The 9,780-nt window shown below is 61.5% G+C and carries 9 protein-coding genes; 3 read left to right on the top strand and 6 right to left on the bottom strand.

All coding sequences use genetic code 11. The annotated features are described in order from the left end of the window. The 5 genes from ABYO54_RS09305 to ABYO54_RS09285 form a co-directional block, all read right to left on the bottom strand. Window positions 1-403 (bottom strand): HAD family hydrolase (locus ABYO54_RS09305; RefSeq protein WP_372807977.1); only part of this gene is annotated, 403 nt, incomplete at its 3' end. A gap of 35 nt (window positions 404-438) precedes the next feature. Beyond that, a complete protein-coding gene (hrpA, locus tag ABYO54_RS09300; protein ID WP_372807976.1) occupies window positions 439-4,341 on the bottom strand; it encodes an ATP-dependent RNA helicase HrpA in 3,903 nt (1,300 codons plus the stop codon). 127 nt (window positions 4,342-4,468) lie between these two features. Beyond that, on the bottom strand, window positions 4,469-5,014 hold the full coding sequence (locus ABYO54_RS09295; RefSeq protein WP_372807975.1) for a hypothetical protein: 546 nt from the start codon (window positions 5,012-5,014) through the stop codon (window positions 4,469-4,471). Window positions 5,015-5,030: 16 nt separating this feature from the next. Then, window positions 5,031-5,894 (bottom strand): radical SAM/SPASM domain-containing protein, encoded by an 864-nt coding sequence (locus ABYO54_RS09290; protein ID WP_372807974.1) that lies wholly within the window; start codon window positions 5,892-5,894, stop codon window positions 5,031-5,033. 126 nt (window positions 5,895-6,020) lie between these two features. Next, a complete protein-coding gene (locus tag ABYO54_RS09285) occupies window positions 6,021-7,409 on the bottom strand; it encodes an acyl-CoA dehydrogenase family protein (protein ID WP_372807973.1) in 1,389 nt (462 codons plus the stop codon). Between the two features lie 241 nt (window positions 7,410-7,650). On the opposite strand from ABYO54_RS09285, the gene ABYO54_RS09280 reads away from it, so the two are divergent. From ABYO54_RS09280 to ABYO54_RS09270, 3 genes are all read left to right on the top strand, one after another. Then, window positions 7,651-8,010, top strand: a complete 360-nt coding sequence (locus ABYO54_RS09280; RefSeq protein ID WP_372807972.1) for a hypothetical protein — start codon at window positions 7,651-7,653, stop codon at window positions 8,008-8,010. Window positions 8,011-8,612: 602 nt separating this feature from the next. Next, window positions 8,613-8,903, top strand: coding sequence for a Dabb family protein (locus tag ABYO54_RS09275; RefSeq protein ID WP_372807971.1), 291 nt, complete (start codon window positions 8,613-8,615; stop codon window positions 8,901-8,903). Window positions 8,904-8,971: 68 nt separating this feature from the next. Then, a complete protein-coding gene (locus ABYO54_RS09270; protein ID WP_372807970.1) occupies window positions 8,972-9,472 on the top strand; it encodes a shikimate kinase in 501 nt (166 codons plus the stop codon). A 61-nt stretch (window positions 9,473-9,533) separates the two neighbouring features. Here ABYO54_RS09270 and ABYO54_RS09265 read toward each other — a convergent pair. Beyond that, window positions 9,534-9,780 (bottom strand): transglutaminase domain-containing protein (locus ABYO54_RS09265; RefSeq protein ID WP_372807969.1); only part of this gene is annotated, 247 nt, incomplete at its 5' end.

Raw genomic sequence — 9,780 nt, 5'->3', positions numbered from 1 at the left:
TGACCGAAAAGGCGCTCTCGATCCCGAGTTTTTCGAGGATCGGATCGATGTCTTCGCGCAAGGCGCCGCTACAGAGCGCCACCGGCAAGCGCACGGGGATGCTCTTGATCAACTCGACCGCGCCGGGCAGCGGGGTTGCCTCGCCATTCTGCACGAATGTTTGGAAGACCTTTGCCTTTTGTTCGATCAGGTGTTTGAGATCCCGGCTGGAATGTTTCTGGTTATGGGCCTTGAGGATGGCGCGGAACGCGTCGCGGTCGTCGAAGCCGATGTAGGTGGCGCAGTACTCCTCCCACGTCATTTCGATATCCATCGGTTTAAGGGCCTCGTTAAAGGCCCGGAAGTGCATCGGCTCGCTATCCACGATAATGCCGTCGAAATCAAAAATCACTGCTGCCAACATATCCATCCTCGATTCATCTACTGGTTACCGATGGGTTATAGCAGGTTGCCCCATGCCTCCTCAAGCCGTTGCGATGAAACCTTTACCGGCGTCTTGATCTCGGGGGCGAAACGGTTGACCCGGAACTCCTCCAGCAACATCGCGAACTCCAGCAACCCGTAGGCCGAGGCAATGTCGTCGCTCTCCAGCAGTTTCGCGCTCAGCCGGCCCTGGAAGGGCTCGATCTCCGCCAGCTTCTTCAAATCGGCCGGGGCATTGTTCCGGACGCGCTGGATGCGCACCTGCATCGCCTTCAGATAGCGCGGGTAGCGGCCAAACACATCCAGCGTTTGCAGGAATCCGGGGCGGAACAAAAACTCCAGCTGCATCTCCAGATCGTGCACGATTTCGAACGCCGCGTTCAGGCCGGCGAGCGCCGAGACGATCGCCTCCCGCTGCTCCATCAGGTTCCCGAGGATCCGCGCGTTCTCCTCCACCGTTTCATAAAGCGTTGCCCGCGCATCCTTCGCCCGCTCCGCAAAACGGCCCGCATCGCGGATCGCGATTCGCGAATCGCGCGTCAGCGCTTCAAGGATCGAGGCATCCATCAGGTCCGTCAGGAAGTCGCCGTCGATCGTGGCCAGCGAGAGTTGCAGGGTGGGGGTGAGCGGCGGCCGCTTCTCGACATATTTCACTTGCTGCGCTTCCTGCAGCCGGAAAAGTTTCGCCAATCCGGCCCGGTGCGAATAGAGGGCTTCGAGCTCGTCGATGAAGACCCCGCGGCCAACGCCGCCCGCCGCGGCGGTCAAAACCGGATAGCCGCGCGTCTGGCTGCTGTCGTCGCTGACGATGAATTCCGGCAGCTCGCCGCCCGGCCACCCCGGGCCGGGGGGCAACGTCCATTTCGCGAAGGCCGTTTCGGCCCCGCTGCGGTGGACGTTCATCCGGTGCTCTTCGGAAATCGATGTATGCACCCGCACAATCTCGTCGCCCTGCGTCTCGATCACCTTCATCCGCAGGAAATCCGGCATCGATGTTTCGTCGAAATCGGAGGCATCGACCGGCAGCTGGAACTCCTGCTGCAGCCATTTGGAGAGGGCCTCCAGCAGGGGGGACTGGCGCACACTTGCGCAAGTGTGCGCAAAGTCGCGCGCCGTCTGGTCGATGGGCGCAAGGGCGGTGCGCAGGTTTTTCGGCAGGGAGCGCAGCAGGCGGTTCACCTTTTCCTCCAGCCAGCCGGGCACCAACCAGTCCGGGCCCCAGTCGGGCAGAAAGGCCAGTTTGTCGGTGGGGCAAACCAAGGCAATGCCGTCGAGCTCGTCGCCGGGTTCGAAGGTGTAGATGAGGTGGAATTCCTCATGGTGGAAGGTGAGGGTGGCCGGGTAGTCCTCCGGCCGGATGGGCGCGCCGACCGGGAACATGGCGTCGGCCATCCGCATGGCGATGCGCGCCTTGGATTTGCGCAGCCATTGCTCGAGCGATTTGACGGAATAGACGTCCTCCGGCAACAGGCGGTCGAAGTGTTCGTAGATCGCGTCGGCGTCGAGCAAGGCGCCGGGGCGGCGGATCTTTTCTTCGAGCAACTGGATGTCGTCGAGCATCTGGCGGTGCAGCCTGAGCCAACCGCCGTGCGTGGAAAGATGGGCCGGAACCATGCCCTCGCGGATGAAGATCTTCCGCGCTTCCTCGGGGTTGATCGGCCCGAAGTGGACGCTTTTGCCGTCGCTCAGCGTCAGGCCGCCGGAAATCACCGACTCCTTCGCATAGACGAAGCCCTTTTCCGCGTCCCATTTCGGTTGCTTGTAGACCGCTTTGCACAGATGCGGTGCAACGGTTTCGAGCCACTGGGGTTCGACCTCGGCCACGATGCGGGCATAGAGCTTGGTCGTTTCGACCAGCTCGAAGGTCATCACCCAATCCGGCGGCTTCTTGAAAAGGCCGGAACCCGGGAAAATGAAAAACTTGCGGTTGCGCGCCGCCGTGAACTCGCGCTCCTCGCCCTTGAGCCCGATATTGGCCGGCAGCCCCGCCAGCAGGCTGCGGTGGATTAAGTCGTAATGGGTTTCCTCCACGGCGGCAGGGAGGTTCGGCGCTTTTTGGTTCCTTTTATCCTCCGTGTCGCCGCGCCTTCGGGGCGAACGTTTGTCGAACTTCAGTTCGCGCGCCTGATCGCGCAGGTCCTGCCACAGGTTGCGCCATTCCGTTACGCGGCGATAGTTCACGAAGTTTTTCTTGCAGAACTTGCGCAGCTTGCCGTGCGAGCCGCCGACGCCGCGCTCGGCCTCGATCGCGTTCCAGAGATTCAGGATGGTGATGAAGTCGGACTTCGGATCCATCCATTGCCGGTGGGCCAGGTCGGCGGTATCGGCCTTTTCGGCGGGGCGTTCGCGCACGTCCTGGATCGAGAGGAACGCCACGAGCACCAGGAGTTCGGGCAAGGCCCCCTCGTCGATCGCCTGGACGAGCATGCGCGCGAGATGCGGGTCGGTCGGGAACTTGGCAATATCGCGCCCGAGGGGCGTCAGCTTGCGGTCGTCGTCGATCGCGCCGATGTCGCGCAGGGTTCGATAGCCCTCGTTCACCAGCGTCGTGCTCGGCGGGTCGATCAGCGGAAAGCGATCGATCGGCGGCAGGCCGAGCAGGTCCATTTGCAGGATGACGCCCGCCAGCGAGGAGCGGCGGATTTCGGGGTCGGTGTATTGCGCGCTGTTTTCGAGCGTCTCCTGGTCGTAGAGGTAGACGCAGATCCCGTCGGTCACGCGGCCGCAGCGGCCGCGCCGCTGGCGGGCGCTCGCCTGCGAGACCTGCTCGATCTGCAACCCCTGCACCTGCGTGCGCGGATTGTAGCGGCTGAGGCGGACGAGCCCCGAGTCGATCACATAGTGGATGCCCGGAATCGTGATCGAGGTTTCCGCCACGTTCGTGGCCAAAATGATGCGGCGCCGTCCGCCCACCTTGAAGACGCGCTGCTGCTCGCCCATGCTCAGCCGGCCGAACAGCGGAAGCACCTCCGTGTGGCTCCAATGCTGGCCCTCCAGCTTTTTCGTGGCGTCGCGGATCTCGCGCTCGCCCGGCAGAAAGACCAGCACATCGCCCTGCTGGTCCACGCTCGAGATCCAGCGTATCGCGCGCAGGATGTGGTTCGAAAGCTCCTCGTCCTTGCCCGGCGGCAGGAAGAAGTCCTCCACCGGGTAGGTGCGGCCCTCGACCTCGATCACCGGGGCGTTGCCGAAGAAGCCCGAAAAGCTCGCGGCGTCGAGCGTGGCGGAGCTGATGACGATCTTCAGGTCGGGCCGGACCGCCAGCAGGTTCTTGAGGTAGCCGAGCAGGAAATCGATGTTCAGGCTGCGCTCGTGGGCTTCGTCGATGATCAGGCAGTCGTATTGCAGCAGGTGGCGGTCGCGCTGGGTTTCCGCCAGCAAGATGCCGTCGGTCATGAATTTGATGATCGTCTCGTCGCAGGTGGAATCGTCGAACCGCACCTGGCAACCGACGCCCCGGCCGTAGTCCGACTCCATCTCCTCGGCCACGCGCCGCGCCATGCCCGTCGCCGCCAAACGCCGCGGCTGGGTGACGCCGATCCGCCCGGTCTTGCCGCAGCCGGCCTCCAGCACGATCTTCGGCAACTGGGTCGTCTTGCCCGAGCCCGTCGTGCCGCAGACAATCACCACCTGGTTGGCTGCGATCAGCTTTTGGATGTCGGCGCGTTTGCCGGACACGGGCAGCACATCGGGGTAGTCGCATTTCAGCCGCACCGCCGCGCGCTTCTGCGCCCGTTCCAGCGCCTGGAAGTGGGCGTCCTTCAGCTTCGCCGCCAAGCGGTCGGTCGGCTGGTTGTCGTGGATGCCTTGCCGCACCCGCCGCATCAGCGAATTCAGATAGGCGCGATCCCGCAAAAGCACGCCATCGAGCGACTGCTTAACCGTATTGAGAACTTCCTTTGTTTCCTGCCGATCCATAAGAGCCGGAAATAAGGACATACGCGGCGGGGCAGTTCAAGGAAGAAGCTTCTCTTTAGGCCGGTGGCGGGCGGTTTTGGTTTTCTTCGATTGAAATCGTTTGGCGGAATTGAGCCAAGAATGGGGGCTACTCTTCAATTTGGATTTGGCGGAGTGTCTTTAGGGCGGGTTCGGGGAGGGTGCCGTCGCGGCAGAACGCGCGGATGATTCCGATGGCCAGCACGCTTTCTTCCAGTTGTTTGCCCAACTGCAGGAAGTCCAGCTGATCGAGCTCCTCTTCGGTCTTGATGTCTTCGAGCGCCGTGTTGCCCTGTGCGTTGCGCGTGGCGTGCAAGAGCAGGGCACCGAGAATTTTGAGGATTTCGGCGTGGAGGTCGTCGGGCTGATGGTAGAAGTGGTCGTCGCAGAAATATTCATAGCAGACCGACGGGCGGCCTTGTTCGAGTGTGCAGCCCGTTGCGGAGAGAAAGCCTTCCCGGTCGTCGAACCGGTCGGTCTGCCGATGAATCAGTTTCAGAAAAGGACTCTTGATCGCTTCTTTGCAGTGGATGATGTCGCAGCAGCAGCGGGTGCATTCTCCGCAGAGCGTTCCGCTCAGTCGGCCGATCAGTTTCCGAAGGTCGAGTTCGAGTTCGGTGTAGCGTTCGATATAGGTTTTAAGGTCCGTGTTCATAGGGGTTCCGGGGGGATCAGCCGAAGCGGCGGCAGAAGGTGCAATGCCGGCAAAAGGGTTCGACGAGGACGCGCCGATCAAACCCGTTGCGCATGGCGCGGGCGCGCGGGCCGGCGAGCGCGGCGGCGATGCCGCCTTCGCGCACCTGCCCGAGTTCGAGATCGCCTTGGTAGTCCAGACAGCAGGCCACGATGCGCCCGTCGGCCAGGATGGCGCAGTGGGTTTTCAGGGCCTGGCAGGTGCCTTCGGTACGCGGCGCGGTTTCGGCGGTGTCGGCCGGCCAGTCGAAGCGGGTATCCAGATTCAGGCAGACCCGCCCGCCGAGTTCCTGCTTTTTGCTGCGCGGGTCGAAGGCCGGTTTGGCGGCGGCCCGGTTAAACCGTTCTGTGATCTGCCGCCATACCCGCTCGTTCCATTCGCCGGCGGCGGCCGTTTCGTTCCACAGCCGTAGATTGATGAATATTTCAGGGCGCTGCTGCATGGCCTGCCGGACGAATTCAAGAATGGTGTCGAGCGAACGGGCGGCTTCGGCGGCATCGTCGAGTTCCTGCAGGGCGTGGATGGAAAAGTTGATCTGCCGCAGGGCGGCGGACCGCAGGAGAACGGATGCGCGGGATTCGATCAGCAGGCCGTTGGTGGTGAGGTTGATCTTCAGGTTGCGGTCGTTGACGGCGGCCAGAAACGATTCCAGCAGGGGATGCAGCAACGGTTCGCCGAGCACATGCAGATAAACCTCTTCGACCACTCCCTGCAGTTGGTCCAGCGTGGTCTCGAACAGGTCCTGCGTCATCCATTGCCGTTGCCCCGCAATTCCCGGGCTGGGGCAAAAGCCGCAGCTCAGGTTGCAGGCATTGCTGATCTCGATATAGGCGCGTTTCATGGTGGGGGCTGGGGGGTCTCGGCGAGGATGGGCGGCGGCGGGGTTCATGCGCGCTAAAAGGTACGGAGGTTCCCCCGCGCATGGAAGCTTTCCTTCGTCCGATTTTTCCGTCGCGGGGCTGGCGCGTCAGCCCAGGTAGGGCAATTCCGCCATATGCGCGGCCAGGTGCCGATGGGCGAGGCGCAGGCCGTCTTCGATGGGGTTCCCTTCAAGGGCGGCTTCGCGTTCGAGTACGGAGAGTACGAGGATCCAGGATATGATTTTTCCGTATTGGACCTTTTGGCGCTGCGAGAGCCCGCCGTTGCGAAGCAGGCCCTCCCGCACGGCCGCGGGAACGTGGTCGGACCGTTTCAGTCCATAGCGTTCGAGCTCGGTTTCCACCACCTCGGCATCGACGCCGCCGTATCGGCTGGCGAGTACATCGTAGGTGTTTTCCAGCAGCACGTCGTTGCTGCCCTCGAAGATTTGGAAGGGGCGGGCATCGGTAAAGGCGCGCCCGACCACGTGGTTGCGTTTGTAGGCCGCCGAGGCGAATAGCTGCACGGCCGAATCCGCCGCCGCCTGAAGCCCTTCGGATGAAATCACCTTGGAGGCGTTGGCCAGCAGATGATCGCCGGAAACATCGGTGTGATGGTCGCACCAGTGCCCGGTGAAGTGCCATAGGCTCTGGTTGATCTGCTGCAGGCCCCGCAGGCCGGAAATCCGGTATTGCACCTGATCGTATTCGCCGATGGTTCGCCCGAAGGTGATTCGGGAGCCGGCGCGTTCGGCAACCTCGTCCGCCAGACGGCGGCATTGGCCGGCGGCGATGGCGGCCACGCCCATCCGGCTTCTGAAAAGCGTGTCGAGAATGTCCCGCAGCGCACTCCCGCCGGGCGGGGTGATGAGATAGGATTGCGGCAAATCGACGTTGGTGTAGCGGGTGGATCCATAGGGGATCGGTTGCAGCCCGAGCGCATCGAAATAGTTTTCCACCGCCACGCCTTCGGCGGCGAGGGGCACATAGGCCATGGCCACGCGCCGGGTCAGCTTGTCGCCGTTTTTGATGCGGGCCGCAACGAGCCAGTGTTCGGCTCGTCCGGTCAGTCCGCCCCAGCATTTGACGCCATTGAGCCGGGCCCGGCCGTCGGCCACCTCCAGCGTGCTGCGAAGCCCGAAAATATCGGTTCCCCCGGTCGGTTCGGTAATCATCATGCCGCCGAGTTCGGTGCTGCCGATGAAGCGGGGGAGAATGGCGGCGTTGAGCTCGGGGGATGCCAGCCGGGCCATCGGAAGCAGAAACAACGAGCCCGAAATTCCGAGGGCCAGCCCGAGCGGGAGGCAATGGTAGGAAACGGTGTCCAGCAGGTCCAGGCAGGTGGAAATCCCCTCGTAGCTGCCGCCATACTCGACCGGGATAAAGCGGTGAAGCGGCCCCTGTTTAAGAAAGTCCCCGAGAAATTCCTCGTCGAAAGACGAATAGTCGGGCGTGGACGCGAAATGCGCGCCTAAGTAGCGGTCGAGAGTCTCATGCATGGTTTTCCAGTCGTTTGGTTTTAAACTCTACCGGAATGAATCGGGCAGCTGTCCTGTTCAAACAGTTCCAAAAGACCCTCGGCAAAAAAGGACCCTGCCGCATGAAACAGTACAAAACAAGTACAATATTCGGCGCCCGCGGAAAAGGCCCCCGCGCCGGGGCGGAGTCTGCGGGATATATCCGTTGTGGATTTACCCCTCGAGGGTGTATTCTTCCCGGGTTGAAGGGAGGCGAAAGCCAATGAAAACCGAACGCATGTGGCATAAAGTAATGAAGGAGTTTCCCAAGGATGCTCCCGCGGACGCGATCGAGTCCACCGCCAAGACATTGGAAGGCATCAGCTTTGAGCCCGTCTTGCTGCTGAAAACGCCGGGGTTCCTCCGGATGGGAAGACTGGAGCTGGAACGGGAGATCGAGCGGGTCCATCAAATGACGGTCAAGGAAATGATGGCCGAGGGGTTTGCCGAGAACGCCAACTTCAATGAGTTCAAGGCCAAGCATATCCAGTTGCTGATCTACTACTACAACCTGCTGTGCCGTCTGCGCACCGACGATCCGATGGCGTGGGATCTCGTCAACGAACTCTACGAAGACGATTGATCCTTGAGCCGGAAATCAGCCACGGAAAGTCTCCAACAGAAGAACGCAACGGTCGCAAAGACGGACGCGCTTCTCTTTGCGATCTAGGTGTTTGAGCGTAGTGCAGCGTGTCACCTAGAACTTCGTATTTTCACCACAGAGGGCACTGAGACACAGAGGCTCATTTATACATATCCCCTCTGTGTCTCTGTGACCTCTAGCGAAGCGGGTGGTAGATTTGGTTCCGGCTACCCCGAGTTATAGATGCGGCACTTAAATAAGGAGCGTTTTAGCCACGAGAGCGCACCGAGAGAGCAAAGCAATATCCCGTTGCCTCTGCGTCCTTTGCGCTCTCTTGTGGCCAATATTTCCATTCGCAGGGAGTCTCAGTGTTTAGATGCCGGCGCAATAGGTTGAAATGCGGCAAGCACGAGTCCGCTTGGCATCTTCGTGCCTTTGCGGTCATTGATCGTTCGCATGGGTTGTCTTTGGTTCCGGCAACGCCGGATCGGGTAGAACGGCCGGTTTCAACGCCTGGGCACGAAGAGCGTGACGTTTCTGCTTTGTGGCCTTCGCGTCTTCGTGGTTAAACTCCCCGGATAGTCAAACGAAAGGGTGAACTGATGATTAAGCATATCGTGATGTGGAAGTTTAAGGATGAAGTGGCCGAGGCCGACAAACAAGAGGCGAAGCGCCGGCTCGAAGCATTGAAGGGCGTAACGCCGACCTTGATCGACATCGAAGTCGGCCTGGATGTGCTGGGCTCGGTTCAGTCGAAGGACATGGTGCTCTATTCCGAGTTCGCCTCGATGGCCGACCTGAAGGCCTATGCCGAGCATCCCGAGCACGTGAAGGTCGGCGGGTTCATCAAACCGCTCGTCTGCGAACGCCACGCCGTCGATTACGAATGCTAGTTTTTTGACCGGATAACAGGATGGACTCGATATCCGGTAAATCCTGTTATCCCGTCTGAAAAATATTCATGAAAAGCAAAAGCAACATGGTGTTGATCGGGATGCCCGCGAGCGGCAAGAGCACGGTTGGCGTGCAGCTGGCCAAGTGGCTTTCCATGGGCTTCATCGATACCGACCTGCTGGTGCAAGCGCGCGCCGGCGAGAGCATGCAGGCCTTCCAAAACCAAAACGGCCTGGACGACTATCGCAAGCTCGAAGCCGATACCGCCCGCTCCGTCGTCTGCGAAAACTGCGTGATCGCCACCGGGGGCAGCGTGGTCTACTACCCGGAGGCCATGACGCACCTGAAGTCGATCGCCCGCGTGGTGTTTCTCGACGTTCCGCTGGCGGACATCGAACGGCGCATTGGCGACTGGTCGGCGCGCGGCGTGGTGATCAAGCCCGGCATGACCCTCGCCGACCTTTTCGACGAGCGCCGCCCGCTCTACCTCCGCTATGCCGATCTCGTGGTCGACTGCGCGGGAAAGACCGAGAACGAAGTGCTGGCGGAGATCCGGGCTTTATCCTAGACGTCGCTTCCCCGCGCGTCAATAGAGCCCATCCCGCCGTTCCACGTTAAACCGCTTCGGGTCAGGCTGTTTCGATGCGCTGCACGCGGACGTACTGCGAGCGCACGGCGACCGGCGGGCCGAACTGATTGAAGACGGCGACGTCGGCCGCATCGCGGCCGTAGCCGATCGCCACGTATCCGCCTCTGAGTTCCGCCTGCGTGGCATCGAAGGTGTACCAGCGGCCGCCGACGTAGGCCTCGAACCAGGCGTGCAGTTCCATGGGTTCAAGGCCGTAAAGGTAGCCCACGACCATGCGCGCCGGAATG

The sequence above is a fragment of the Pontiella sp. genome, assembly GCF_041622395.1.
Taxonomy (GTDB): domain Bacteria; phylum Verrucomicrobiota; class Kiritimatiellia; order Kiritimatiellales; family Pontiellaceae; genus Pontiella.
This window is presented reverse-complemented; position numbering and strand designations above follow the sequence as displayed.

Bases quoted from the DNA above. Each gene is read 5' to 3' on its own strand.
- ABYO54_RS09285 (WP_372807973.1), bottom strand. From the start codon at position 7,409: ATGCATGAGACTCTCGACCGCTACTTAGGCGCGCATTTCGCGTCCACG.
- ABYO54_RS09280 (WP_372807972.1), top strand. From the start codon at position 7,651: ATGAAAACCGAACGCATGTGGCATAAAGTAATGAAGGAGTTTCCCAAG.
- ABYO54_RS09275 (WP_372807971.1), top strand. From the start codon at position 8,613: ATGATTAAGCATATCGTGATGTGGAAGTTTAAGGATGAAGTGGCCGAG.
- ABYO54_RS09295 (WP_372807975.1), bottom strand. From the start codon at position 5,014: ATGAACACGGACCTTAAAACCTATATCGAACGCTACACCGAACTCGAA.
- ABYO54_RS09290 (WP_372807974.1), bottom strand. From the start codon at position 5,894: ATGAAACGCGCCTATATCGAGATCAGCAATGCCTGCAACCTGAGCTGC.
- ABYO54_RS09270 (WP_372807970.1), top strand. From the start codon at position 8,972: ATGAAAAGCAAAAGCAACATGGTGTTGATCGGGATGCCCGCGAGCGGC.
- hrpA (WP_372807976.1), bottom strand. From the start codon at position 4,341: ATGGATCGGCAGGAAACAAAGGAAGTTCTCAATACGGTTAAGCAGTCG.